Source organism: Saltatorellus ferox, from assembly GCA_007751475.1.
Taxonomy (GTDB): Bacteria; Planctomycetota; UBA1135; order UBA1135.
In genome coordinates this window covers 4,657,311-4,683,377 of the sequence record CP036434.1, presented here as the reverse complement: position 1 = coordinate 4,683,377, position 26,067 = coordinate 4,657,311, and the positions used below count along the sequence as shown (strand labels likewise).

Sequence of the window (26,067 nt, the reverse complement as noted above, 5' to 3'; positions counted from 1 at the left end):
TCTCGTCGACTTCTTCTGTCGCGGCCCGCGATCAGTCCGGCTTGGCCTTCTTTTCCTTCTCTTTCGGCTTTTCCTTCGGCTTGGTGTCGCCACCGGAATCGCCGCTACCGGAACCACCCGAGCCGCTGTCTGCCTTCTTCGCCTCCGAATAGGACTTCGAGCGGTAGTCGGTCAGGTAGTACCCCGATCCCTTGAACAGGAAGCCCGCGCCGCCGCCGATCAGGCGCTCCAGCTTGTTCTTCTTGCACTCGGGGCACTTCTTGAGCTCGGGCTCGCTCATCATCTGGAACTCTTCGAACACGTGCCCGCACGCGTTGCAGCGATAGTCGTAGGTCGGCATCGCGCTACTCCGCCTCGACGGATTCAGCTTCGACGTCCTTCGGACCTTCCGGCGCCGCCGCCACTCGCACCTGGGCGAAGCGCAGCACCGTTTCACCCATGAGCCAGCCGCCGCGCACCACTTCCATGATGGTGCCGGGCTCGTGCTCGGCGGTCTCGACCGTCGACAGCGCCTGGTGCACCGCCGGATCGAACATGCCCACCGCCGCGATGGGCTTGATGTTGAGTCGATCGAACAGTCCCTGGAGCTGACCGCGCGTCATCTCGACGCCGATCTTCAGGTTCTTCGCATCGTCGCTCGTGACCTCGGCCGCGAGCGCCATGTCGAGGTAGTCGAGCACCGTCACCGCCTCGCCGAGCACCTCTGACTTCGCCCGCAGCACGGCCGCGTCGATGTCCGCCTGGGTCCGGCGGCGCAGGTTCTGGTAGTCGGCCTGGGCGCGCAGCCAGAGGGCTTTCGCCTCGTCGCGCTCCCGGATCGCCTGCTCGAGTTCGCTGAGCTCCGCTTGGCCCTCTTCGCTGGAGTCCATCTCCGAAGGATCGAAGTCCTCGCGAAGATCGCCGTCCACGTCCTGGTTCACGTCAGGTGTCACGTCGCCGTTGTCGGTTGTACTGTTCATTGCATCAGTCTCCTTGACCTTTCGTCTGCCGAATGCCATGGGGATTATTTGAAGTAGTCCGTGACGCGATCGAAGAACGATCGCTTGCCGCTGGTTTCGCCGTCGATCTCATGGAACTCCTCGAGGAGTTCCTTCTGGCGATCCGTGAGCTTCTCGGGGATCTCGCAGAACACGCGGACGAGCTGATCGCCCTTGCCGCGTCCTTCCATGCGCGGAAGCCCCTGGCCCCGCAGTCGGAAGACCTTGCCGCTCTGGGTTCCGGACGGCACCGTCATCTCGACCTTGCCGCGCAGGGTCGGGATCTCGACCTTGTCGCCGAGGGCCAGCTGGGGGAAGGAGAACGGGACCTCCATGAGCACGTCGGGCCCGGAGCGCTGGAATACGTTGTGCTCTTTCTCGCGGATCACGCAGTAGAGGTCGCCGCGCTGGGCCCCCTGGGGACCCGCGTCGCCCTCGCCCGTGACGCGCAGCTGCACGCCTTCCTCGACGCCGGGCGGAACCTGGATCTCGATCTCCGTGCGTGATTGCACTCCGCCGCTACCGGAGCACGTCTGGCACGGCGACTCGATCACCTCGCCCGCGCCGCGGCAGGTGGGGCAGGGGGACGCCATCTGGAAGAAGCCGGCGCTCCGTGAAACCTGGCCGCGGCCCGCGCAGGTGGAGCAGGTCGTCTTGCCGGTGCCGGGCCTGGCGCCCGAGCCGGAGCACGTCTCGCAGGACTCCATCCGCTTGAGCGCGACGGTCTTCGTGACGCCCTCGTCGATCTCCTCCAGCGTGAGATCGAGCACGATTCGCAGGTCTCGACCGCGGGCGGGGCCGCGCGAGCGTCGCCCTCCGCCGCCGCCGAACATGTTGCCGAACGCGCCGCCCGCGCCGCCGAAGATGTCCCCGAAGGCCGAGAAGATGTCCTCGACGTTGGTGAAGCCTCCGGCGCCACCGCCGCCCGCGCCCTGGGCGAACGCCTGGTGCCCGAACTGGTCGTAGCGCTGACGCTTCGCCGGGTCGGAGACGATGTCGTAGGCCTCGGCGGCCTCCTTGAACTTCTTCTCCGCCTCCGCGTCCCCCGGATTTTGGTCCGGGTGGTACTTCATGGCGAGCTTGCGATAGGCCTTCTTGATGTCGGCCTGCGCCGCATCCCTGGGCACACCCAGGACCTCGTAGTAGTCGCGTTTCTGGCTCATCGATTTCGGCTCGCGGGTGGTCTGGCGCGCGGTCGGACGGTCAGGGGGCGGCGGAGCGGGTCATCGCTCCGTCGCCCCCATCACTTCGGATCAGATCTTCAGTCAGGAAGGGGTCAGGCGACGGAGCCAGCGACCGTCTCCTCGTCCTTGATATCCGTGATCATCGTGTCGGTCGTGAGGAGCAGACCCGAGATCGAAGCTGCGTTCTGCAGCGCGGAGCGAACGACCTTCGCGGGGTCGATCACGCCTGCCTTGAACATGTCCTCGTAGGTGCCGGTCAGCGCGTTGTAGCCGATGGTCTTGCCCTTCTCGCGGATGGTCTCCGCGACGACCGACCCGTCGACACCGGCGTTCTCGGCGATCTGGCGGCACGGTGCCTCCAGAGCGCGCTCGATGATGAGCGCACCGAACTTCTCGTCGTTCTTGTAGCGGCCGGCCTTCACGGCCTCGGCTGCGTTCAGGAGCGCGACGCCGCCACCGGGGACGATGCCTTCCTGGATCGCGGCGCGGGTCGCGTTGAGCGCGTCCTCGACGCGGTCCTTCCGCTCCTTCATCTCGGCTTCGGTCTCGCCACCGACGCGGATGACGGCGACGCCACCGGTCAGCTTCGCGAGACGCTCCTCGAGCTTCTCACGATCGTAGTCCGAGGTCGACTTCTCGATCTGGACGCGGATCTGCTTGGCGCGCTCCTCGACGGCCTTCTTCTTGCCAGCGCCCTGGATGATCGTCGTCGAGTCCTTGCCGACGACGATGCGGGCCGCGCTACCGAAGTGCTCGACGGTGACCTTCTCGAGCGGGATGCCGATCTCTTCCGTGATCGACACGCCACCGGTCAGGGCCGCGATGTCCTCGAGGTACGACTTGCGACGATCGCCGAAGCCCGGCGCCTTGACGGCGACGACGTTGAGGACGCCCTTGAGGCGGTTGATGACGAGGGCCGTGAGGGCCTCGCCCTCGATGTCCTCGGCGATGATGAGCAGCGGCTTGCCGCTGCGCATCGCGGCCTCGAGGGCCGGCACCATCTCGCGAACCGTCGAGATCTTCTTGTTGCAGATGAAGACGTGGGCGTCCTCGTACTCGGCCACGAGCTTGCTGAGGTTCGTGGCGAAGTAGGGCGACAGGTAGCCCTTGTCGAACTCCATGCCCTCGACGTGCTCGAGGTAGGTATCGACGCCCTTGTTCTCCTCGACGGTGATGACGCCCTCGTCGCCGACCTTCTCGAAGGCCTCGGCGAGCAGGTCGCCCGTGACCGGGTCGTTGTTGGCGCTGATCGTCGCGACGGCGGCCTTGTCGGCGCGCGTCTTGACCTTCCGCGACTGTCCGGCGATGGACTCGACGGCCAGGGCGACCGCCTTGTCGATACCGGCGCGCAGCTCGATCGTGGAGACGCCCGTGGCGGCGTACTTCAGGCCTTCGTTGAAGATGGCCGACGCGAGGACCGTGGCGGTCGTCGTGCCGTCACCGGCGATGTCGTTCGTCTTGTTGGCGACCTCGAGAACGAGCTTGGCGCCCATGTTCTCGAACGGGTCCTCAAGCTCGATCTCCTTGGCGACGGAAACGCCGTCCTTGGTGACGTGGGGCGAGCCGAAGCTCTTCTGGAGGATGACGTTGCGCCCGGCCGGGCCGAGGGTGACGCGAACCGTCTTGGCGAGTTTCTCGATGCCGGCCTTCATTTTGTGGCGGGCGGCATCGTCGAACATGATCTGTTTGGCCATGGTCGTGTGGGTGGGTTGGGGGTTGTGTTCGGTAGGGTGAGGAAGGGAGTGGGTTGGGTGGGGAAGGGGCTCCTAGAAGCCCATGCCTCCCATTCCGCCCATGTCATCCATGCCGTCCATCCCGTCCATGCCACCGCCGCCGCCGGCGGGCTTGGGATCGGGCTTGTTGGCGATGAGAGCGTCCGTGGTGAGCAGCAGCGTCGCGACGCTGATCGCGTTTTGCAGCGCCGACTTCGTCACCTTGGCCGGGTCGATGATGCCCATGGCCAGCATGTCGCCATACTCGCCGGTGAGCGCGTTGAAGCCGTACGACTGCTTCTTCTCGCGGAGCACGCGGTGCGCCACGACAGCGCCCTCGTGACCTGCGTTCTCGGCGATCTGCTCGATCGGGCCCGAGAGGGCCTCGTAGAGCGTGTCGATGCCGAGGTTGTAGTCGACGTCGTCGCGCACCTTGAGGGCTTTCACGACCTCACGGGCACGCAGAAGAGCGATACCGCCGCCGGGCAGAACGCCCTCTTCCACGGCCGCGCGGGTGGCGTGCAGGGCATCCTCGATGAGGGCCTTGCGCTCCTTCACCTCGGTGTCCGTGGCGCCGCCGACGTTGATCTGGGCGATGCCGCCGGTCAGCTTGGCGAGGCGCTCCTGGAGCTTCTCGCGGTCGTAGTCCGACGTGGTCGCCTCGATTTCGGCGCGGATCTGGTTCACGCGGCCCATGACGTCTTCCTTCTTGCCCTTGCCGCCGACGATGGTCGTGGCGTCGGAGGAGACGGTCAGGCGCTTGGCCGAGCCGAGGTGCTGAAGGGTCACTTGCTCCAGCTCCATGCCGGTGTCCTTCATGATCGCCGTGGCGCCCGTGAGGGCGGCGATGTCGAGGAGCATCTGCTTGCGGCGGTCGCCGTAGCCGGGTGCCTTGACGGCGCAGACCGAGAGGACGCCGCGCATCTTGTTCACGACGAGGGTGGCAAGGGCCTCGCTCTCGACGTCCTCGGCGATGATCAGCAGCGGGCGGCCGCTGTCCTTGTTCGCCTCGAGGATCGGAACGAGCGCCTGGACGTTCGAGATCTTGCCCTCGTTGATGAGGATCAGCGCGTTGTCGAACTGGACCTCCATCTCGTCGGGGGCCGTGACGAAGTGGGGGGACAGGTAGCCGCGGTCGAACTGCATGCCCTCGACGATCTCGACGACCGTCTCCATGCTCTTGCCGTCCTCGACGGTGATGACACCGTCACGGCCGACCTTCTTCATGGCGTCGGCGATCAGCTTGCCGGTGGCGGGGTCGTTGTTGGCCGAGATCGTGGCGATCTGCTTGATCTCCTCGTTGCCGCCGACCTGCTTCGCCATCTTTTCGAGCTGGGCGATCACCTTGGCGGCGCCGTCCTGCATGGCGGCGTTGAGGCGGGACGGAGCGGCTCCGGCCGTGATGGCCTTGAGGCCGCCGCGGAAGAGCGCGCGCGTCAGGAGCGTCGCGGTCGTCGTGCCGTCACCGGCGACGTCGCTCGTCTTGCTGGCGACTTCCTTGACGAGCTGAGCGCCCATCTGCTCGTAGGGGTCCTGGAGCTGAATCTCCTCGGCGACGGTCACGCCGTCCTTGGTGACGGTGGGAGCGCCCCAGCCCTTGTCGATGACCGCGTTACGTCCGCGGGGGCCGAGGGTGGTGGTGACCGCCTTGGCGAGTTTCTCGACACCACGAAGGATCGCTTCGCGTGCGTCGGACTCGAAAACCATTTGCTTGGCCATGGGATGCGTGACTCTGTAGAGAGGAGTCGTTCGAAGAGTGGGGGAGAAACGATGAGAACGCGGCAGCGCCAGCTGGCGGCCACCGCGGTGTGCGAGCCCGTCCCGAAGCAAAGGGCGTGCCGAGATGCCAGGGAAGGGGGCTGGTGGGGCTCGAAAGGGCTTCAGAGGCCCTGGGAGCGTGCTTCCTGACCCTGCCAGGCGGGTCAGACGGCGACCCCGCTGCCGAACTGGCAGCGGCTTTGCCGCCCCGTTCAGTCCGCTGCCGATTTGGCCGCCCCGGTCCTCCGCGCGATCAGGAGAGCAGCGCTTCGAGGTCGTCCCGAGTCAGGCTCTTGAGCACGCCCTTCCCGCCCTGGAAGAGCTGGTCCGCGAGGTCCCGCTTCTTCGCCTGGAGTTCCATCACCCGCTCCTCGACCGTGTCCTTGGCGATGAGACGGTAAGCGAACACCGATCGCGTCTGCCCCATCCGGTGCGCCCGGTCGATGGCCTGGGCCTCGACGGCCGGGTTCCACCACGGATCGAGAATGAAGACGTAGTCCGAAGCCGTCAGGTTGAGCCCGTGCCCGCCCGCCTTGAGGCTGATCAGGAAGATCGGCGTGTGGGGGTCGGACTGGAAGCGCTCCACTCGCTCCTGGCGCTTGCGCGTCTGGCCGTCGAGGTACTCGAACGGGATCCGCAGCGCTTCGAGCCGGCGCCTGACGATCTTCAGGAACGACGTGAACTGGGAGAAGACGAGGACCTTGTGACCCTCCGCGGCGAGCTCCTCCAGGCGCGGGATCAGCGCTTCCAGCTTGGCGCTATCCTCGCTGCCGAGCTTCTCGTCGATCAGTCCCGGATGGCACGCGGCCTGCCGCAGGCGCAGCAGCGCCGTCAGGACGTTGAGCTTGTCGACTTCCAGAGCGCCTGCGCCCTCGTCCTTGCCGAGCAGCTCCTTGCGGAAGTGCTCTTTGAGGTCGTCGTAGCGCTTGCGGTCCTTCTTCGAGAGCTCCACGGTGAGTATCTGCTCGCTCTTGGCGGGGAGCTCGGTGAGCACCTCGTCCTTGGTCCGCCTCAGGAAGAACGGCCGGATCGCGCGGCCGATATCGCTGACGTCGACGGAGTCCGTGCCGTCCACCTTGCGCTCGGCGAACTCGCGGAACGCGCTGGAGCGGCCCAGCATCCCGGGGTTCAGGAACTCGAAGAGGCTCCAGAGTTCGTGCAGGTGGTTCTCGACCGGCGTTCCGGTGAGGGCCAACCGGTGGTCTCCGCGCAGGAGCCGCGCGGCTTTCGCCGACTGACTCTGCGCGTTCTTGATGGCGGTCGCCTCGTCGAGGATGACGTGATCGAATTGCGTCTCGGCGAGGTCCACGGCGTCGCGCCGAAGCGAGCCGTAGGTCGTCACCAGCAGGTCGACGGGGCCCTCGGCCGCCAGCCGTGCCTGGCGGCCGCTTCCCGTGTAGTCGAGGACCTTCAGCTTCGGCGCGAACCGCGCGGCCTCCTGGATCCAGTTGAACACGAGCGAGCGCGGCGCGACGACGATCGAGGGCCGCCGCTCCTCGTCCTTGCCCAGCTTGCGTTTCCTCCGAGCCTCCAGGTGCGCCAGCACCTGGACGGTCTTGCCGAGCCCCATGTCGTCCGCGAGGCAGCCGCCGAGCCCCAGTTCGCCGAGGAAGCCGAACCAGCCCAGGGCGTCACGCTGGTAGGGGCGGAGTTCACCCTGGAACCCGGCGGGCTCCTTCACCGGCTTGATCTTCTTGAACTTCGCGAGCTTCTCGCGGTAGCCGTCGAACGCCTCGTCCGAGCGCTCGAGCGTGCGCTCGGCAAGGAGCGCATCCAGCAGCCAGCCCTGGTTACGCTGGAAGCGGAGAGCATCGCCTTCTTTCCGGCCGACGCCGAGCAGCCCCCAGCTCTCCAGCCAGTTCTCCGGGATCATCCCGCTGCTGCCGTCCCCGAGTTCCACCGTGCGCTCCCCACTCTTCGCCGCCGCGAGCAGCTCGGGGAACGACGCGGTGACGCCGTCGAACTGGATGCCGCCTTCGACGTCGAACCAGTCCATGCCGGAGCGGACGGAGATGGAGAACTCACCCGCGCGCCGGATCGGCTTCTTGTTCGCCAGAACGCGCCAGCCTCGATCGAGCAGCTCCTTCACGACGATCGGGAACTGTTTCGCGGCGATGTTGCCGTCCTGGCCGAGTTCGCGGTGAACGCGCGTGCGGCGACCGCCAGCTTCCAGGTACTCCGCGAGCCTGGCCGCTTCGAGCGGGAGCTCGCGCGCGATCATCGCACCGGTCTCGCTGCACTTCATCGTGATCACGCGGCTGTCGGGGGAGACGCGCATCCCCGGGCCGTAGTCGAAGAAGATGTCACACTCGAGCCGAGCGTCGGAGCGGCTTCCCGTGACCTGAACGCTGAGTTCCGGCGTCGGGCCTTCGAACGCATCGAGTTCCTCGTCCTCCGCGGGCTTGCCTTCCGTGGACGCTGCCGAAGCGTCGCTCCCGGCCGGCGCCCAGACGCCCGCAGGCAGCGCACCCATCAGACGCCGGAACTCGTCGAGCGCTTCCTCGCCGATGCCGATGGTGCCTTCCTGGACGAGGTCGCCGAGCATCGGCGCGGCGGCCTCGGGGCCGATGCGAACGAGGCGGTCGTCGAGGACGGCGAGCCCGCCGGGGAGGATCGCATGGATGTCACGGTGCGATCGTTCTTCGTCCCCTCGAACGAGCGCGCCGTTGACGAAGAGGAGCGGCGGATCGTCGGGTGCCGACAGCTCGCCGAGCAGTCGAATGGAGTACGCGTCTCCCTCGTCCCAGGCCAGCGGCGTGGTGCCGCCGCCGGCCCGCCGCCCGCGCAGCTCCAGCCGCCCTTCCCGCGCCATCATGGGCAGGATCTCGCTGGCCTGGAACGCTGACAGCTGGTGTTCGTCCTTGCCGAGCTGCCAGTTGCGCGCCGAGCCGCCACCGAAGCGATTGGGCCCGTAGCCGAGCAGCCCGAGCAGCTGCCGGTCGGAGTCGCTCTGGAGGTCCTCGAAGTCGAAGTACGCGAGGTCGACCGGCTTGCCGGTGGACCAGGTGCCGTTGGCGGTGATGGACTTCCGCTGGACGAAGACCTTGGCGAGGGCCGGATCCTTGCACTCATCGGCGTCGAGGACGAAGACCAGCTGCGACGACTCCGACTCGGCGAGGTCCCAGGCGGTCAGTGCCTTGCGCTGAAACTTGCCCCGCAGAGCCTGAAGTCGCTTCAGGGACCGTTTCTCCAGCGACTTCCGAATCGGCACGTCCTGGAGGCTCCTCAGGTCGTTGAGCAGGATCGCCGCGGCCCAGATGTGGGCGCAGATCCCGTCCTTCTTGCACGTCGGGCAGCTGCACGACCCCGGCGAGCCGGGCCCCTCGATGACCACCTCGATGACGAAGCTCCCGTCGGACCCTTCGAACTGGCCGATGAAGCCCATCTCGGTGGGACTCAGCCGATCCAGCCTCCCCGTGGTCGCGAGGGCCCGGCCTCGTTCACGGAGAAAATCATCGAAACAGACTTCGAGTTCGGTGGTGAACAGGGCGGTGCGCACGGCGAGACTCTAACGCGCGGACGGCCCCCTGAGCCACTCGGCCCACGGGCTATTTGCTCGCACCTTGGGCGTCTCGCGCCGCGGATGGGCCAGGCACAGTCAGGTAGCAGCCTCACCCTTGCCGTCCCATGCGTCCGCCAGGACGCCCGGGCACCGCGCGGCGCCCGCAGGGTGTCGTGCCGCCCGCGCGAGGCTCGCCCTCGCGGCCCGTGCGGCGAGCACGCCTGCGCGGCGAGCGCGCCCGTCCGGCGAGGACGCCCGCCCGGCGAGGGCGCCTGCGCGGCGAGCGCCAAGCGATGCAATCGCTATTTCGCCGTCAGGCGAAATGCCAGAGATACTGCGCGCTGCAACAGCGATAGGGCGGCTCGGCTCCACTTGCCTTGGCAGCAGACCCGCCCGCCACCGACTTCCCGATACTGACTGCCTGCCGTTCGCGCGAAGCGTCGAACGCGTGGGCTGAGGCTTCCCCCTGACGGCTTGTGGGCTGCCCGCTGGAGCGCTCGCCCGCCAGGGCGAGCTGGGCGGGGCTGAGGGCTGAGGTCTCAGGTCTCAGCGGCAAGTCCGATCGCTGCCCAGCTCGCCCATTCGGGCGAGCGCCCCAGCGGACAGCCCGCAAGCCGTCAGCGGGAAGTCTCAGCCCACGCGTTCGGCGCTTCGCGCGAACGGCAGGCAGTCGGTATCGGGAGACCTCCAGCGGGCAGGACTGCAACCAAGGCATCGAATGCCGAGCCGCCCTATCGTTGTAACAGCGCGCAGTATCTCTGGCATTTCGCCTGACGGCGAAATAGCGATTGCATCGCTTGGCGCTCGCCGCGCAGGCGTCCTCGCCGGACGGGCGCGCTCGCCGCGCAGGCGCCCTCGCCGGGCGGGCGTGCTCGCCGCACGGGCCGCGAGGGCGAGCCTCGCGCGGGCAGCTCAGCCCCCTGCGGGGGCCGAGCGGGGCCCGGGCGTCCTGGCGGACGCGTGGGGCTGATGGGACGCGTGGAGTACCAGGCTCAAACCAGCAGGGGGATCCCGTCCGTCTCCACGGGCACATCCACCCGCCCCTCTTCACCCCCACGGTCGCGGTAGAGGTGCAGGATGCGGGCTCGCGTCTCGGACTCGTAGTCCGGCTCGGGATAGGTCTCGGAGACCCTCGGGTTGTCCGGCGTCACGTCGTGAACGATGGCGTGCACGCCATGGACCGTGCTGAAGTCACGGCTGGAGACCCTCCGGTCGACGCCGTGCCGATCGAACAGCTCGAAGATCACGCGCAGCGCCAGGGCGAGCCGGCGGTAGCCGACGCCGTCCTCGACGTAGATCAGGTCCACGCCCGCCGACTGCAGGACGAGGTACAGATGGTGCCTCGCCCGTGGCGTCATGACGGCTCGGTACTCGGGCTGCAGGAAGCCTTCGACGGAACGATCCTCCGTGGTGTCATGGTCGGCGATATCCCGCGCCAGACCGAGCATGAACCACTGGTGGGGGGCCACGATGAAGCCCGTACCCGGGCCGCGCAGTCCCGCCGCCGCCTCCTTGAAGATCGCCTTCAGGCCCTTCATCACGCTGCGCCGGGAACGAAGGTCCGCGCGACGCTTCAGGCGCCACAGCACCTCGTCGTTCTCCAGCAGTTCCGGCGCGATGGGCTTCGACAGATCCGCGAAGTGCGGGGACTCCAGCTCGGCGCCGGAGTCCAGCGTCACGCGCATATCGTCCACGCGCAGCCGCGGGTCCTCGGCGTCCAGGACCTTCCAGCCGTCGCGCCGGAAGCGCTCCGTCGCCCTCTCGCGCTCGGCGTGCGAGCCGCCGCGGATGCGGATGCGCCTCGGGTTGCGCGTCGACGGCGCGTTCAGCGAGACGTTCAGGGAGAAATGCAGCCTGTAGGCCGCGAGCGCCAGGGTGAGCCAGAGCCCGCCGAGGCAGACCAGCCAGCGCAGTAGCGCCGTCACGGGCGCGAGTTCGCGCTGGGACTCTCCGAGCGCTCCGAGGGCAGGCACCGTCATCAGGACCGTGCAACCGCCCGCGATCACCATCGTCTCCAGCGACTGGAGCGTTCTCCACTCGGTCGAGCGATGCCGCTCCGCGCGATGCCTCGGCCGCCAGATCACCGATAGATTCGGCTGCTTCGGATGGTGAAGCAGCGCGACGGTCGCGAGCGCGAGCCATCCCACGGCGCCGATGGCCCACGGAGCCGGGAAGACGAGAACCGTGAGCGCCATCGCCGCGAACGTCCAGGTCATCGCGCGACGGGATTCCGCCTTGCGGCGCTCGTCATGGCCTCGGTAGGTGGCGCATGCCCAGTTCCAGATCAGCGCGAACGGCAGAAGCAGCCCGAAGATGCCGACGACGACCGCGAGCGTCCAGAACAGCCCGACCGCGAGCAGGTAGACGGGGTAGGCCCAGGTGCGCGCCAGGGCGACCAGCTCGAGGCCGTCGTTCCAGGGGCGCGCGATGAACAGCAGTCCGAACGCAGCGAGCGCGACGCCGGGAGCCCAGAAGAGCCGCGGCAGTCCGCGTGCGAAGGGCGGGTCCTCGACGAGGTCCACGCCGATCCGCGGCCACGCCGCCTTCAAGCGCGCCTGCAGGTTCGTTCCCGCGCGCCGCACCAGCGTTCCGGCGCGCTCGCTCATCCCGGGAAAGCGATGGGGCTCTCGACCCAGGGCGAGCCAGAGTATCAGCCCCACGAGAGCCATCGCCCCGAGGTCGTCCCACTCGTTCGTGGCCAGGGTCCGCCCGTACCACTGGATACCGGCCCAGGTCAGCACACCGAGCGCTGCGAGCTGAACGTCTTCTTCGCGCCCTATCCAGCGGCTCGCAAGCCGCGCTGCGCGCGCGAGAACCACCGCGCCGACGCCCGTGCGGGCGCTTGATCGATCTGAGCCTTTCAAAGAGTATGAACCGTTCTGACGCACCCATCGTAGGGCTTGCCGGACGCAACAGGAGCCGTGGGAAGGTAGTCTTTCGAACATTCGATGACGCAAGACCCTCCAGAACACGTGTCCCCGCCGGGGGCCACCTCGGACCCGCCGGACTCGTTCGGGGCTCCCACCCTCGACCTGGCCGCGGCCGAGAAGCTTCCCCACGAGGCGCTCCACCTGGAGTCCCTGGAGCGGATGGCGGGGCTGCGGCCCTACTACGACTGGGTCCTGGAGCTCGCCGAGACCTTGAACGGGGGTCCGCTCGGGAAGCGCGTCCTGGACGCTGGTTGCGGCATCGGCAACTTCGTGGAGCTGCTCCGGCACCGCGCCGAGCACGTCATGGCGGTCGACCTGTCGCCGAAAAATGTCGCAGTCCTCCGCAGTCGGTTCGAGGACGCGGCCAACGTCGAGGTGCTTCAAACGGACCTCGACGTCCAGCGGGAGGAGCTGCGAGCGCGCTCCGTCGACGCGATCTGCTGCCTCGACGTGCTGGAGCACATCCAGGACGACGCGGCCCTGGTTCGGAGCTTCGCCGGAATCCTGCCCGAGGGCGGGACCCTCTTCGTGAAGGTGCCGGCGCACCAGTGGCTCTACGGCAGCGTCGACGAGGCCAGCGACCACCACCGGCGCTACGGGCGTAAGCAGCTGATGCGGCTCGTGGAAGGCGCGGGTTTTCGCGTCGAGCGGGCGCGCTACATGAACATGGCGGGCGTCGGGCCCTACTTCCTCAAGAGCCGCGTCCTCAAGAAGGGCTCGACCTTCTCCAATTCGTTCAGCCAGCGTCAGTTGCGCTGGATCAAGCGCTCGATCGGGGTCTTCCGGGGCGCAGACCGGGTGGCGGGGCTCCTCGGGCCGGGCGGCGGGCCGCCGGTGGGGCAGTCGGTGGTGCTGATCGCCCGACGGGAAGGCTGAGCCTGCGAGCGTCGATTGACGCCTCGCCAGGGCTCCTCCGTGGCCTATGATGCGCCCCATGAGCGCATTCCAGAACCGCACCCAGACCCTCGCCGCCGGCCTCGTCGTGACCTTCGGTCTCTGGACCGTCGCCTTCGCCGCCCCGGGCGCCCAGTCGCCCGGCCCGTCCAGCGGCGATGACGCCGCGCGCGCGGCCAGGTCCAGCTCGGCCCCGAGGGTCGTCCTGGAAGCGCTGGACGGGACGCAGACCGTCCGTCCTGCGGACGCCGCGCCTCTCACCAGCCTGCGCGGGGCGGGCGCAGCGTTCGCTCGCTTCCTCGACGTGGCCCGTGACTCCGACGGGGAAGGCGCCCAGGCGATCAGCGCGAAGGACTTCGCCACCCTCGAACTCGCCGGCGGCGACCGCCTCGCCGGTGCGATCCGCGGCGGCAATGGCGACCTCGTCGACCTGGAGCTCGAGGGCGGCGTGCGGCTCCAGCTCTCCATCGACGGCATCCGGTCGATCGTGTTCGCGGGCCGGATCCCCGATCGCGTCACGACCGCGCCGACGGCGGGCGACGACGGTGACCGCCTCTACCTCGTGGCGGCGGGCAGCCTCGATCGCGCGATCGGCTTCGTCGAGGAGTTCACGGTGGAAGGCGTGACCTTCGAGGATCAGCGCGTCGGCTCACGCACCTACGAGTGGGACCGCGTGGCGGCGCTCTTCATCAACCCCCTGGAAGAGGGTGGCGCAGAAGGGGGCGCCGGGGAGCCTGCCAGCGGAGAAGCCGCCGCCGAGACGGTGTCGGTGTCCCTGGTCGGCGGCGGCCGTTTGAGCGGACGCCTGCTGGAGATCGGTTCGGCGGAAGAGGGCGTGCTGCTCGGCCTTTCCGGAACGGCCGAGGTTCGCCTCCCGGGCGCGATCGTGAGCGAGGTCGCGCTCGATGACGGCTCATTCCGCTTCCTCAGCGACATCGAGCCCGCGAGCCTGGGAAGCGCTTCGCCGTTCGGCGACGACCTCGGCTTCACCTGGCCGATGCGCGTCGATCGTAACTGCCAGGGCGGACTTCTTCGCGTCGGGGGCCAGACCCACGCCCGCGGCCTCGGCGTACACGCCCCGAGCGAGCTGCGCTGGGACCTCGACGGCACGTGGAAGGAGCTGCGCCTCGCCTGCGGCGTCGACGACTCCGGCACCAACGGCACGCGCAGCGGAAGCGTGAGCTTCCGCGTGCTCGGCGACGGCAAGGAGATCTGGAAGAGCGAGATCCTGCGCGCCGGAGAGTCGGCGGCGCAGCCCGCGCCGCTCTCCATCACCGGCGTCAAGACGCTGGTGCTGGAGGCGAATCCTGCGGGTGACTTCGTGCTGGACCGGGCGAACTGGCTGCGACCGATGCTGGTGCGCTGAACGCGCCCAGCTTCGATCACGCCAGCACGCGGCCCATCAGCGGCCGCCGGGCGTCTTCACCGGGTCGGCCGGGCGCTCGGGCAGCGACACGGGGGCCGCAGCGATCTTCGCCAGCGCCTCGGCGACGCCACGCTCCAGCTGGGGATCGCGCCCGCCAAGGATCGAGGCCGGGTCGTTCTCCACCTCGATGTCCGGCGGCACGCCGATGCCCTCGATGATGTAGGCGCCCGCGCGATCGTTCGTCGCGGATCGTGGAACGAAGACCGCGCCTCCGTCGATGAGGCCGATGTTCCCGCCGCCGACGACGCCGCCCCAGGTCTTCTTGCCGATGAGCGGCCCGAGGCCCGCCTCACGGAAGTAGTGGGGGAAGATGTCGCCGTCCGACGCCGAGGTCTCGGAGATCAGGCAGACCATCGGTCCCAGGAGCGCCGCTCCCGGGTAGGTCGAAGGCAGCTCGGCCACTCGGCCGAACCGCGTGCCCAGGACCTTGCGGCCGAGGCGCTCGATGATCATCGACGAGACGTTGCCGCCGCCGTTGCCGCGAACGTCGATGACGAAGCCCTTCTTGTCGAGCTGGGGGTAGTACCACTTGATGAACTCGGCGATGCCGTCCGCGCCCATGTTGGGGATGTGCAGGTAGCCGACCTGTCCGTCCGACAGCTTCGCGACCCGCTCGACGTTACCGAGCACCCACTGGAGGTACACGAGCGACTCCTCCGAGCGAACAGGCTCGTAGCGCACCGTTCTCGCGCCTTCGAAGCTCGCCTTGTCGTTGACCGTCCAGGCGACCGCGCCTTCCAGGTGCTGGAGCAGACGATAGGGGTTGTCGGAGCCCTTCAGCTCCACGCCATCGATCGCGAGCACGTAGTCGCCCACCGAAACGTCGACGCCCACTTCGGTCAGCGGGGAGCGGTACTTCGGCTCTTCGTTGTGGCCAGGAAGCACAGACGCCACGCGGTACCGATTCGCCTCGGCGTCCAGCTCGAAGCGCACGCCAGCCAGTCCCACGGGCGGTCGCGCCGGGATCTCGTAGTCGCCGCCGGAAACGTAGGTGTGCCCGGTGTTCAGCTCACCGATCATCTCCGAGATGACGTAGTTGAGGTCGGAGCGATGGGCCACGTGGGGAAGCAGCGCGCCGTAGCGTTCCTTGAGCCCAGGCCAGTCGTAGCCGTGCATGTTCTCGACGTAGAAGTAGTCGCGGAACAGGCGCCACGTCTCGTCGAAGACCTCCGTCCACTCGGCCATGGGGTCGAGGTTCATCTGGAGCCCTGAGGTCGAAACGGCCTTGCCCTCCGCGCCCTTCTTGACGTCGAAGAGGTGGTAGCCTCCGCCCTTGGGCACGAGCAGCTTCTTGCCATCCGAGGAGAGCCCGTAGCCTCCGACGTCGCCCGCCAGCATGGACGACTCGCGATCTTCCAGCGAGTAGAGGTGCAGGTTCGTGTCCTGGCCGGAGCTCCCCCCGTAGAAGAACGGCCCGGTGGTGAAGTAGAGAAGGTGACCTTCGACGGCGCTCAGGCCCGCGTAGTTGTCCGAGCCGACCGGGATGCGCTGCACGCGCTCGCCGAGTCCCTCGAAATCGATTTCGATGGGCGCGGGTCGAGCGTCCGCCGCCTTCTCGGCCTTCTCTTCACCCTCGGCCTTCGGGTCCTTGGCTTCGTCCTTCGGCTTGTCCGTCTCGTCGCTCCTGGGCGCGAGGCCAGCCGTCTCGGGCGGGAAGAGGGACTTCACGTCCGAGCGCAGCGCCATGGCGTAGGGCCGGGCGCGGCGGTTGCCCGCGTAGTTCCATTCGAGGTCCGAGATCTGCGGCGCGTAGGAGCGATCCGAGAGGTAGAAGAGGTAGTCCCCCTTCGGGTCCCACGCGGGTGACCAGGCGGAAGCCAGGTCCGACGTGACCGGGCGCGCGTCGGAACCGCCGGCGACGCTCCAGATGTGGATGCGCGAGACCTCGATGCTGTTCCGGAGGCTGAACGCGAGGTGACCACCGTTCGGTGACCACTGGGCGTCACCGATGGGCCGCCAGGGATCATCGGCGACGAGCACCTCGGTCCCGTCCGCCACGGAGACGACGAAGAGCCTGCCCTGGTAGTCGCTGCAGGCGATGCGCTCGCCGTCCGGGGACCACTGAATTCGCTCCAGGCGCTTCGTGTGACCGGTCGTGAGCTGGCGCGGCGGCTCGCTACCGTCCTCGCTGAGCAGCCAGATTTCGTCTTCGCCGGAGGCGTCCGAGATCGTCGCGATGAGCTTTCCGTCGGGGGACCACACGGCGACCCGATCGTTGGCGCCGGGCGAGCGCGTCAGGTTGCGGCTGAGTCCTTTGTCCCCGGTGGGCGCGGTGAAGACGTCGCCGCGAGCCACGAAGACGGCGCGCGAGCCGTCGGGCGAGAGCCCGAACCCGCTGACGTCTCCGCCCACGGACATCCATCGCGAACGCTTCCAGAGGCCGTCGTCCGGCACCGTGATCGAGAGAGCCGCGTCGGTGCCATCCGCGAGGTTCAGCAGGCGAAGGACGCCGTCCAGCTCGTAGACCACGCGTGAGACGTGATCGGTGGCGGGCCAGCGAACGTCGGACGGGCCGTGATCCGTCAGCTGCTCCAGGGCTTCGCCCGAGGCGCCCGTCCGGTACAGGTTGAGGTGATCGTTGCGATCGGACGCGAAGACGATGCTGTCGCCGATCCACATGGGATCCCGTTCGGTCCGAGGACCGTGGGCGATCGGCGTGTGCTCCGCGGTGTCGAGGTCGAACACGTAGAGGTTCTGGGCCCACCCGCCCTCGTAGCGCTTCCAGTGACGGAAGTCGCGCGACAGCGGCGAGTACACGACCCGCGTTCCGTCGGGGGAGTAGTCGCCCGCACCCGAATCCGGCATGGGGAGCACCGAGGGCAGGCCGCCGTCCATGCTCACGGTATAGAGTCGACCGTTCGATCCGCCGCCCGCGTCCCGCAGGGAGCGGAACAGCACGGCGCTACCGTCCGGCGTCCAGCCGTGGACCTGGTGGTCGTAGCCCCAGCGGGGCGGAAGCGGACCGCGCGCGGGGTACCAGGTGAGACGCTTCGGCTCACCGCCCGTCGCTGGCATCACGTACACCTGCTCATCTCCGTCGTACTGTCCGGTGAACGCGATCCACTGGCCGTCGGGGGAGAAGCGCGGGAACACCTCCTGGCCTGGATGCGCGGTCAGGCGCGACGCGGTCCCGCCAGCGACAGGCGCGGTCCACAGGTCGCCCCCGTAGCAGAAGACCACGGTGTCTCCGTGGATGTCGGGATAGCGCAAGAGGCGCGTGGACTCGGGCTCGGAGACCGCCGAGGCAAGGGGCGCCAGGAAAGCACCCAGAGCGAGGAAGAAGCTATGCATGGACTGAGAGACGTGATGAGGCTTGGGAGTGGGACGCAACGGCGATCCCGTCGGACTACCGTACGTCGAGAGCGCCGTGACTTTCCGCCAAAGAGCAAGGTTTACGGAAGCGAGTCGATGGGCTTTGCGCCGCGAGGAGGTCCAGGGGGCCCCGCTGGCCCTGTTTGAAGGCCAGGCTCTTCAGGCGCGTCGAGCGTACCCGTCCCAGCTCGAGTTCACCGATCGTGAGGAGGCGGCGCTTACCTGGCAGCCGGTCGGAGGTCGATGACGTTCGTCTCACCGGCCCGCACGTCGATCGCTTCCGTGTGTTCGGTGCTGTCGGGCGAGGCCGAGCCAGAGGCGCGGTAGCTCACCTTCACGGTCCAGCGGCCGGGCTGAAGGCCTTCGACTCGCTCCGCGTCGAAGATGGTCGACCGGCGTTCGTCCAGGTCCTCGGTGGGCGCGCCAGCAGAATCTCCAGCAGGATCTCCATCGGGAACGAGGCTCATGCGGATCTCGCCTTCCATGCCGCTCGGTAGCGATACCTGCAAGCTTCCAGCGCGCTCCATGCTCAGCTCGCCGAGATCGATCGTCGTGCCGCCGTCGACCACCGTGGGCTCCGAGACCGCGATGACGAAGCCGGGGGCCATGGCGAGTGCCCGCAGCTCGACGCCTGGCTCGACGCCTTCCAGCCGAAAGCGTCCCGAGGAATCCGCTCGGCAGTACCGAATGTCCCGTAGCGTCAGGTCCTCCCTGTTGCCGCCGGGGCGCGCGGTCATCCGATCTTTGTCGCGCTCACGGATCGCCAGCAGCGGCGAGCTGTTCGCGAAGTCCGCGCGCACCGACGCTCCGGGAACGGGCAGGCCGTCCGCATCGACCACGCGGCCCTCCAGCGCCGCCTGGCTGCGGGCGAGTTCGATCTCGTTGTCCCCCGGCTCGAGAGTGAAGGAGAACACCTCCGGCATGCGGAGCTGTGGGTGATCGACGAAGGCCGTCCAGTCCCCGGGGATCATGGCGTGGCAGCTCCAGGCTCCGGCCCCGTCGGTTCGCTCTCCGTGCGGCGTGGCGAGGCGGGGAACACGCGGCTCGGAGGAGCCCGGAACCGAGAAGGCGGTCGGGCTGGCGGGTGTCCACTGGAGCACGATGGCCGCGCCCGCGAGCGGGCGCCCTCCGTAGCTAACCGCCATTCGGGCTCCCGCTGTACCGGGTGAGGACAGCGTCAAAACCGCATCCTCTCTCTCCGGTGGAACCGGGGTCCACGGCGCCGCGGCCTCCGCTGCTTTCGAATGGCGGTGAAGCGGTGCCGTCCACTCGCGCCGGCGGTCCACGTCCACTCGAACCAGGAAGCCCTCCTCCGCGGGCACCTGGAAGGAGGCGCGCCCCGATGCGTCACTCCGCTTCAGTCGAAGTCGCTTCGAGGGGGCGGCGGCGCCGGCCAGTTCGATGGGGGCGTGGGGGAGCGGCTCGCCGTGCCGATCGAGAGCGAGGACTTCGATCGTTCGGGTCGGGGAAGTGTCATCGGGAGCTTCCCGGTCCAGTGGGACGAGCGTCAAGTCGCCCAGATCGATGGAAACCCCGGCCGCGAGCTTCGGAGCTGCGCCCTGCCAGGAGAGGGCTACCTGGCCGTCTTCGTCCACCGCATGCACCCACAGCCCGTTCTCTTCCTCCATGTCGGAGGCGCGACAGAGCCACTGGACGATCCCATCCGGGAAGATCGCCATCTCCATCAGCGGCCGAGGTTCGTCTCCGGCCATGACGATGGCGCTCAGGCTCGCGTCGACCGAGAGACGTTCCACCGCGAGCCCCGCTTCATCCACGAAGCGCGCTCGGAGGCTCGCCGGCTCGAGGTAGTGCAGCTCGACTCCGGAGTCCGTCGACGGAGTCCGCAGGGCGGTCCCGAGGCACCATGCACTTCGCCGCACCGTGAAGGACGCCTTGTCGATGCCGCCCGTCCACACGGCCAGCGCGACCGTCTCCTCCGCCCGTAGCCCTCCCACGAGGAAGGTGCCATCAGGCTGGACCTGAACACGCCGGGCAGACGGGTCGTACTCCCAGTCGTCCTGCAGGCTGCCCAGCAGGATGCGGGGAGCCACGGCGACCGCCAGCGGCCCTGCGTGCTGGAGTTCCTGCCTGGAGAGTCCGATGACGCGGCCTGCGATCGACGCCCCGTCGTCCATCACGATCGTGATGGGACGCTGCTCCCCCGAACCTTGCGCGACGACGCCGTGGTGGTACGCGGGGCGAAAGTCGTCGTGAAGCGAGGTCAGGGTCCAGCTCGACTGCGTGCCGATCGACGGGCAGACAGGGACTCGGAACCCGCCGTCCTGCCCCGTGACGGCGAGCACCTTGTCGAGGATCCCCGAACGGTCGCCTCGAACGTCGTCCTCGCAGGGATCGACGAACAGGATCCTGGCGCTCGCGATGGCTTGACCGCGGAGGTCGACGACATGACCCGAGACCATGATCGCTTCCGCCAGCACCACATCGCCGAGGTCCAGGTAGCCTTCGCGCGCATCAGCGACCGGATCGACCGTGATGCGATGCGAAACGAAGCCCTGGGCGGAGATCGTCAGCGGGTTGCGCCCGCCGATCCGGAGGGGCAGCTCGAAGCGGCCATCCTCGGCGGACGTGGTCGAAGTCGGGCGCTCGCCGTGCGTCAGGTACATCGGCTGACGCGTTTCGTGGCGAAGCTCCGCGCCAGCGACGGGGGCAGAGGTACGGCCGATCCCGGGCGCCGAGACGACGCGGCCGCGCAGGACTGCGATGGGAGCGTTTCGCGGATCAGGCGCGGCGGCCTCGTCGGGGCGGACGGTGAGGGGAAGCCTGCGCTCGGTCGCGCCGGTCTCCGAGGATTGGATCAGCGCGGGTTCGGCGGCGGGCGCCGTCGTGATGCTCTGCTCGACCCTTCGGATCTCTCGCGGTTCCGTCGTCGCCCGCCAGTAGAGCAGCGACGCCAGGAGACAGAGGGCCACAAGGCCGAAGAGCCAGCGTCTTTCGAGGGTGGATCGCATGGAAACTACTGGCGCAGGTCGATGAGAAGCGTCTTTCCCGCGCCAACGCGGATCGTCTCCGCGTGTTGGGTGTAGCTGGAGTCTTCGTACGACGAGAGGCTGTGGCGGTAGCTGACCTTGACGCTCCAATCACCAGGCTCGAGTCCTTCTACCACCTCGGCATCGAAGATCGAGGACCAGCGTTGGTAAGGGAACGTCTGAACTTCGGTCTCCGCGTCGGGACCTTGTTCCGCGATCTGCTGCAGGTCGATATCGCCCTCCATTCCCGTTGGCAGCCACACCTGCAGGCGGCCTGCGCGCTTCATTCTCAGGTCGCCGAGATCGATCGTTCGGTCAGCTTCGACCACCACCGGTTCGGACGCGGCGATCACGAAGCCAGGCGCCATCGCGAGCGCGCGCAGCTCGACTCCGGGCTCCACCCCCTCAAGTCGAAAGGATCCCGAAGCATCGGCCCGGATGTACCGGATGTCCCGGAGTACGAGGTCCTCCTTGTCGCCGCCAGGGCGCCCGACCATCCGGTGGTTGTCCCGCTCGTGGATCGGCAGCACGGGCGGCCTATCCGCAAAGTCGGCGCGCACCGCCGCGCCGGGCACGGGCGCTCCGTGGTCGTCGACGACTCGTCCTTTCAGCGCGGTCTGGCTGCGTGCGAATTCGATCTCGTTCTCACCGCGGAGCAGAGTGAACCGGAAGAGTTCCGGCATCCGGAGACGGGGGTGATAGACGAACGCGGTCCAGTCCCCTGGGACCAGGGCGTCTGCGGTCCATCGACCGGCTCCGTCCGTCCGCCGCCCCTTCGGAGTCGCCTCGCGCGGTATGCGGTCAGGGGGGTAGCCAGGGGTGGGTTGGAGGTCGGCCTCGGGGGGACTCCACTGGAGGACGAGAGACGCGCCGGGGAGCGGCTGGCCACCGTAGGTGACGAGCACGCGCACCTCCGCCGTCTCCGGTGACTCCAGTCTTAGGGTCACCGACTCCCTGCCCTGCGGAACGAGCGTCCAGGGAACCATGGAGTCGATCGCCCATGGAGCCCGGTAGCGAAGAGCGGGGCAGAGCCATTCGCGGAGTTCATGCACGCGGAAGCGAACGAGAGAGGCCTGGTCCGGCGGCACCTCGAAGGAGGCTCGGCCCGAAGCGTCACTTCGCGTGGATTCGAGCCACTTCGACGGATCGCTGGCAGCAGCGCGCTCGATCACGGCGCGAGGCAGCGGCTGCCCATGCCGGTCCATCGCGAAGATCTCGATGGTGCGGGTTGGCACCGGCTCGGCGGGCGGCTCGGGCTCGGGTACGGACAGCTGCACCTCGCCGAAATCGAACGAGGCCCCGGCCGCCAGCCCTGGCATCTTCCCTTCCCAGGACCGTTCCGTTCGACCCTCTTCGTCCTCGACGGAGGCGTAGAAGAGGTTCTCTTCCTCCAGTTCGCCGGCGTGGCACACCCACTCGACGATTCCGTCCGGGAAGGACGCCATCTGCATCCAGAGGCGAGGCTCCGTCCCGGCCATGATGAGGCTGCTCGGATCCGCGTCGATCGCGAGCCGTTCGACGGCGCGCCCCGCGTCGTCGACGAATCTCGCGCGAATCCGTACGGGAGGCACGTACGCCAGTTCCAGCCCGGGCGAGTTCAGCGGAGGATCCTCCGCCGTGCCGATGACCCAGTCGCTACGCCGGTACGTGAAAACGGACTTCTCCGGACCCCCCGTCCAGAGCGAAAGCAGCAGCGTTTCTCCCCGTCGCAGACCGCGCACCACGAAGGTGCCGTCGGGCCGGAGCGGGACTCTGCGCGCGAACCAGTCGTCCTCCCATCGATCCTGGATCTCGTCCATCAGCATCCGGGGAGCGACCGACACCACCATCGGACCCGAGGCCCTCGGCTCCGCGTCCGTCCATCCCGTGACGACTCCAGCGATCGAAGCGCCGTTCTCCATCACGATCGTCACCGGCGGCTGCTCACACGAGGTCGATACGACGGTTCCCTGCAGGAAGGCAGGCCGATAGTCGTCGTGGAGGGCATTGAGAGTCCATCGGGGCTCCTGACCGATCCGCGCGGTGGCCGGGACTCGAAACGTGCCGTTCTCTCCTGTCACGGCGAGCACATGCTCCAGGACATCCCAGCGATAGGGGGAAAGGTCGTCGGCGCACGAATCGACGGAGAGGATCCTCGCCCCCTCGATGCCACGCCCACGGAGGTCTACGACGCGGCCCTCGAGGGTGATCGCTTCTGCCAGGAAGATATCGCCAAGGTCCGTGTCTGCGTCGACCGGCCCGGCCTCGGTGAGGAACGGAACGAAGCCCTGAGCCGTCACGGTCAGTGGATTCGTGCCGGAGATCTGCACGGGCAGTTCGAAGCGACCCTCCTCGGTGGAGAGTACCGAAGTCGCTCGCTCGTCGGTACCGATGTAGCTCGGGTTCAGCGGCTGATACAGAAGCTGCGCGCCTGCGATGGGGGAGGAAGGCCGTCCATCGCTCGACGCCGAGAGGACGCGACCGCGCAGCACTCCGAGCGTTTCGATCGGCGTTTCCAGGGCGGTCGGGGCGACGCTTCCGTGGGCGTTCTGATCCGGCTCGGGAATGAGTGACACCCTGTCTCCCGTCGCTCCCGCCGCGGCGGCGCCGACGCCCTCGATATCGGGGTCCGTGGCCGTTTCGGTCGCCAGGGAGCTCAGGTCGAGTGTCTCCGTCTCCTCCGTCTCTGCAAGGAGGAACGCCGCTCCCAGGAGGCCGAGGGCCAGCAAAACGAGCGGGGCGCGGTTTTGGGGAGAGGAGCGCATGGGGCGGCGTGCGTCCATGTAGCCCCGAGGGACAGGACGGTTACGCTTCCGGGCCAGGTGACCTGGACGTTCGAGCCGCTCGCGTCGGCTCGAGATCAATCGTCGAAGGCGTCGAGGCGCTCGTCCTCGTGATCCGAGCGCTTGGGCTCGCCGCCTTTCAGATCCTCAGAACGGAAGAGGCGCGCGTCGCCCGAAACGGGAAAGTTCCCGAGCGAGGCGGTGTAGGTCAGAGGGGCCGGTGGGGGCTGCGGATGGAGGATCTTCGGCGCCCACTCTTCTTCCTCTTCGAGGCTCCGGTAGTAGATGCCCTGGTTGCCACCGCGCTCCTTCGCGGAGCGCAAAGCACGTTCGGCGCGCTGGCGCAGCTCCTCGGGGGAGCGCAGGTCCGTGCCGTCGAAGGTCTCGAATCCGATGCTCGCGGAGACGGCGATCGATCCACCGCTCGAGCGCGCGAGCAGGTCCTCTTGGCCTTCGTCGCTGCGGCCATGGTAGCGCTGCGGTGGGGGACCTGAGAGCGCGCGGAAGCGGCCCGCCAGGCGCGTCACCACGCGGGCGGCGTCGACGCGCTGGGTGTAGGGCAGGATCAGCGCGAACTCGTCGCCGCCGATTCGGGCGCCCACGTCCTCCGTCCGGAGGCTCATGCGAATCACGCTGCCCGCGCGCGCGATCAGCTCGTCGCCGACCGTGTGGTCGTAGGCCTTGTTGACCTCGCCGAAGCGGTCGAGATCGACGAGGACGAGGGCCAGCTCCAGGCGGTGACGCTGGGCGGCGGAGAAGTGCTCGCGCAGTCGAGCGTCGAAGCGCAGGGGGCGCAGGAGCCCGGTCCGGTCGTCGTGGGAGGCGTGATAGCGGGCTCTCTCCAGATCGTCCAGGAGCTGCACCTGGTCCATGATCCGCTCCGTCCGCAGCAGAAGCTCCTCGGGCGGGGCGTCCCGGTGGACGAGATCCCACTGGCTGCCCCGCAGAGCGCGGCCCGCGACAACGGCCGGGATCGGGTCGTCTGGATCGGCGACGAGGAGGATCGGGATCGCGCCATTCTTCCGGGCCCCGCTCCGGGCCCTCCGGTCCCAGGGGCGCGCGGCTCCCTTGCCGAACGCCCTGGCGTCGATCACCAGAATGTCGAAGGGCTTGCTCTGGAGGGCATCCTCGGTCGCCTGGGCCGTCTCGGTGACCACGAGTTCGACGCCGAGGGCCTCCAGCGGCCGGAAAACCCGCGCGAGTTCGGGTGAGGGGCTCCGGGAGCGGCCCGAATCCGCCGATGGAGGAGAGCCGATGGGCTCCCCGTCGAAGGTGCCAGCAGGGCCCACGGACGCGGTCGGCAGATCAGCGATCAGAAGGCGCATCGGGCGCAGACGGCGAGGGCGTGCGGACATACCCGGAAGATAGCCCAAGCCCATGCCCGGGCTGCCATCCGCAGGGCCCAGGAATCGGCCGTAACCCGAAACCTTCTCAATCTTGCCCATTTAGTGGACTTCTGGGCCCCCTTACGTAGACTCTTCGCCTCATTTCCAGCCGGAAGTGCCTCCGCTTTGGGAGGCGCGTTCGACGCTGGAATCGATGGATTCTCCATCACTTCTCGTTCCTACAACACCATGAGTAACATCGACGCACAGAAGCTCATTGAAGCTGGCGTGCACTTTGGATGCCGCGTGTCGCGGTGGAATCCGAAAATGGCCCCTTACATCCACGGCCGCCGCGGGATGATCCACGTGATCGACCTCCGCGAGACCGTCAAGGGCCTCCTCCGCGCACAGAACCTCCTCTTCCGCATCGCTGCCGAGGGCCAGACGGTCCTCTGGGTCGGCACCAAGCGCCAGGTCAAGGGCGTGATCCAGGACGCGGGTCAGCGCACCGGTATGCCGATCGTGACCGAGCGCTGGATCGGTGGAACGCTGACGAACTTCAGCGTCATCCGCAGCCGCCTGAAGCGCCTCGTCCAGCTCGAGGCCATCGACGAGAAGGCCATCGAAGCCCAGAAGCTCACGAAGAAAGAGGTCGCGCAGATCAACCGCGAGCTCAAGAAGATCGACCGTAACCTCGGCGGCATCCGCGAGATGGACAAGATGCCGGGCGCCATGGTCATCGTCGACCCGTCCCGTGAAGGCATCGCCGTCCGCGAGGCCCGCAAGATGGGCATCGTCGTCATCGGCCTTCTCGATACGGACTGCGACCCGAACGACGTCGACATCGTGATCCCGGGCAACGACGACGCGCTGAAGTCGGTGCGCCTGCTCATCGAAGAGCTCGTGGACTCGGTGGAAGCCGGACACCACCAGCACACCGATAGCCTCAAGGCCGTCGGTGCTGCCCAGCGCAGCGACGAGAGCCAGCACACGATCCCCGGCGACGACGTCCGTCCGACGACGGGCAACGTGCTCCCCGAGCGCGGCGCCTCGGCTCCGATGCCGTCGGTCGAGTCCAAGCCCGACGCCGCCGCCACGGTCGACGCCGCCCCCGGCTCGCCCTCGGGCCCGGCTCCCGACGCCGCGCCCGGCGCCTGATCCGAAGGGCGATCCCACGGAACTTCCTATCGGGGTTCCCTTCGGGGTTTCCTTCGGAGATCGCAACAGCGTCCGCCAACGCGCCGAGCTCGAGACGCCACTGAGCCGATCCAGCCCGACGCCTTGTCGGACGCGACCAT

Annotated in this window: 14 protein-coding genes; 3 read left to right on the top strand and 11 right to left on the bottom strand. The window is 68.2% G+C overall.

Annotation, left to right across the window (positions count from 1 at the left end; all coding sequences use genetic code 11):
- Nucleotides 1-31 precede the first annotated feature (31 nt).
- The 7 genes from Poly30_RS16780 to Poly30_RS16750 form a co-directional block, all read right to left on the bottom strand.
- The gene (locus Poly30_RS16780; protein WP_145199597.1) at nucleotides 32-340 is read right to left on the bottom strand and encodes an FmdB family zinc ribbon protein; all 309 of its coding nucleotides are present in this window, start codon (nucleotides 338-340) and stop codon (nucleotides 32-34) included.
- A 4-nt stretch (nucleotides 341-344) separates the two neighbouring features.
- Nucleotides 345-959: a nucleotide exchange factor GrpE gene (locus Poly30_RS16775; protein ID WP_419190283.1), complete on the bottom strand. Its 615-nt coding sequence runs from the start codon at nucleotides 957-959 to the stop codon at nucleotides 345-347.
- A gap of 44 nt (nucleotides 960-1,003) precedes the next feature.
- Nucleotides 1,004-2,140 (bottom strand): molecular chaperone DnaJ, encoded by a 1,137-nt coding sequence (dnaJ, locus tag Poly30_RS16770; RefSeq protein WP_145199591.1) that lies wholly within the window; start codon nucleotides 2,138-2,140, stop codon nucleotides 1,004-1,006.
- Between the two features lie 113 nt (nucleotides 2,141-2,253).
- Entirely contained in the window at nucleotides 2,254-3,855 is a 1,602-nt protein-coding gene (gene groL / locus Poly30_RS16765; protein ID WP_145199588.1) for a chaperonin GroEL, read from the bottom strand.
- Between the two features lie 72 nt (nucleotides 3,856-3,927).
- A complete protein-coding gene (groL, locus tag Poly30_RS16760) occupies nucleotides 3,928-5,592 on the bottom strand; it encodes a chaperonin GroEL (RefSeq protein WP_145199586.1) in 1,665 nt (554 codons plus the stop codon).
- Between the two features lie 292 nt (nucleotides 5,593-5,884).
- Nucleotides 5,885-9,130: a DEAD/DEAH box helicase gene (locus tag Poly30_RS16755; RefSeq protein WP_145199583.1), complete on the bottom strand. Its 3,246-nt coding sequence runs from the start codon at nucleotides 9,128-9,130 to the stop codon at nucleotides 5,885-5,887.
- Nucleotides 9,131-10,125: 995 nt separating this feature from the next.
- On the bottom strand, nucleotides 10,126-11,997 hold the full coding sequence (locus tag Poly30_RS16750) for a hypothetical protein (protein WP_145199579.1): 1,872 nt from the start codon (nucleotides 11,995-11,997) through the stop codon (nucleotides 10,126-10,128).
- 84 nt (nucleotides 11,998-12,081) lie between these two features.
- On the opposite strand from Poly30_RS16750, the gene Poly30_RS16745 reads away from it, so the two are divergent.
- Nucleotides 12,082-12,939, top strand: a complete 858-nt coding sequence (locus tag Poly30_RS16745; protein ID WP_145199576.1) for a class I SAM-dependent methyltransferase — start codon at nucleotides 12,082-12,084, stop codon at nucleotides 12,937-12,939.
- A 58-nt stretch (nucleotides 12,940-12,997) separates the two neighbouring features.
- Nucleotides 12,998-14,323, top strand: coding sequence for an NPCBM/NEW2 domain-containing protein (locus Poly30_RS16740; protein WP_419190282.1), 1,326 nt, complete (start codon nucleotides 12,998-13,000; stop codon nucleotides 14,321-14,323).
- A gap of 36 nt (nucleotides 14,324-14,359) precedes the next feature.
- On the opposite strand, the gene Poly30_RS16735 is transcribed toward Poly30_RS16740, so the two are convergent.
- The 4 genes from Poly30_RS16735 to Poly30_RS16720 form a co-directional block, all read right to left on the bottom strand.
- Nucleotides 14,360-17,674 (bottom strand): S41 family peptidase, encoded by a 3,315-nt coding sequence (locus Poly30_RS16735; protein WP_145199570.1) that lies wholly within the window; start codon nucleotides 17,672-17,674, stop codon nucleotides 14,360-14,362.
- Nucleotides 17,675-17,913: 239 nt separating this feature from the next.
- Nucleotides 17,914-20,664: a carboxypeptidase-like regulatory domain-containing protein gene (locus tag Poly30_RS16730; protein WP_145199567.1), complete on the bottom strand. Its 2,751-nt coding sequence runs from the start codon at nucleotides 20,662-20,664 to the stop codon at nucleotides 17,914-17,916.
- Between the two features lie 5 nt (nucleotides 20,665-20,669).
- Nucleotides 20,670-23,426: a carboxypeptidase-like regulatory domain-containing protein gene (locus Poly30_RS16725; RefSeq protein ID WP_145199563.1), complete on the bottom strand. Its 2,757-nt coding sequence runs from the start codon at nucleotides 23,424-23,426 to the stop codon at nucleotides 20,670-20,672.
- Nucleotides 23,427-23,521: 95 nt separating this feature from the next.
- Nucleotides 23,522-24,799, bottom strand: coding sequence for a GGDEF domain-containing protein (locus tag Poly30_RS16720; protein ID WP_419190281.1), 1,278 nt, complete (start codon nucleotides 24,797-24,799; stop codon nucleotides 23,522-23,524).
- A gap of 219 nt (nucleotides 24,800-25,018) precedes the next feature.
- Between Poly30_RS16720 and rpsB the strand changes: the two genes are divergently transcribed.
- A complete protein-coding gene (gene rpsB / locus Poly30_RS16715) occupies nucleotides 25,019-25,927 on the top strand; it encodes a 30S ribosomal protein S2 (RefSeq protein ID WP_145199557.1) in 909 nt (302 codons plus the stop codon).
- Nucleotides 25,928-26,067 lie beyond the last annotated feature (140 nt).